The organism is Nonomuraea antimicrobica (genome assembly GCF_039536965.1).
Taxonomy (GTDB): domain Bacteria; phylum Actinomycetota; class Actinomycetes; order Streptosporangiales; family Streptosporangiaceae; genus Nonomuraea; species Nonomuraea antimicrobica.
In genome coordinates this window covers 1-1,009 of the sequence record NZ_BAAAZP010000279.1, presented here as the reverse complement: position 1 = coordinate 1,009, position 1,009 = coordinate 1, and the positions used below count along the sequence as shown (strand labels likewise).

Sequence of the window (1,009 nt, the reverse complement as noted above, 5' to 3'; positions counted from 1 at the left end):
AGTTCAGCCCGGACGAGATGCTCCCGTCCGAAGCAGAGATGGAACGGCAGTACGAGGTGTCGAAGCTGACGGTGCGAGCAGCCGTGGCGCTACTGCGCGAGCAGGGTTGGGCGTACACCGTGCCACAGCGCGGCACGTACGTTGACTCGCGCGAGCGGTGGCCGCGGGAGAAGCCGTCTGCGTCCGCATGAGGAAAGGTCACGTGTCCTGTCATCGGCATCGCCGAGCACCGTCCAGTCGGGCAAAATCCCGTCATGGCCGACACGTCAGCGCTCGAGCGGATCAGCCCGCCCATCCGGCTTTTGCAGCTCGGCCAAACCTTGCAGCGGCTTCGCGAGCAGGCCGGCCTCACCGGGCAGCAGGTCAAGGAGCGGACCGGCATCACCACATCGACGTTGTCCAGGCTAGAGCGTGGCCAGAACCGGTACGCCACGGCGGGCGATGTGCACATGCTGCTCAACGTGTACGGTGCCGAGCCTGGTGTCCGGCAGGAGTGCCTTCTCCTGGTAACCAGCGCCAGGGTCACTCCGTACTGGGCTGAGCACCGTCGCGGCCTTGGCGGGCTGGTCGAGTACGTGGCCTACGAGACTGAAGCCCGGCTGATCGGCTTCTGGCATCCGGTGCTAGTCCCGGGTCTGCTCCAGACAGAGGCGTACGCGCGGGCCGTCCTCACCGCGGCACGTTTCGCCGACGAACCTGCGCTGGTCCCCTTCAAGATCCGCGCCCGACTCGCCCGGCAATGGATCCTCCGCTGCGACGACCCTGCGCTGCTGCACGCGATCATCTCCGAGGACGCGCTTCGGCAAAGCATCGGCGGGCCGCAGGTGATGCGCGACCAGCTCGCCCGGCTCATCGAGGAGGCACGGCGGCCGAACGTCATCGTGCAGGTGCTGCCCCACGAAGTAGGTGCCCACCCAGGAATGACAGGCGGATTCGTGCTGCTCGACCTGCCGCGTCTCGGGGACGCGCTGTTTGTCGAGTCGGGAGGCGGGGGCATAATCGACGGTGA

The 1,009-nt window shown here is 67.1% G+C and carries 2 protein-coding genes; both read left to right on the top strand.

What is annotated here, in order from left to right; genetic code table 11:
- Nucleotides 1–191: GntR family transcriptional regulator (locus tag ABD844_RS52615; RefSeq protein ID WP_344897783.1), on the top strand; the 191-nt coding region annotated here is incomplete at its 5' end.
- Nucleotides 192–254: 63 nt separating this feature from the next.
- The coding region (locus ABD844_RS52610; protein WP_344897780.1) for a helix-turn-helix domain-containing protein at nucleotides 255–1,009 on the top strand (755 nt) is incomplete at its 3' end.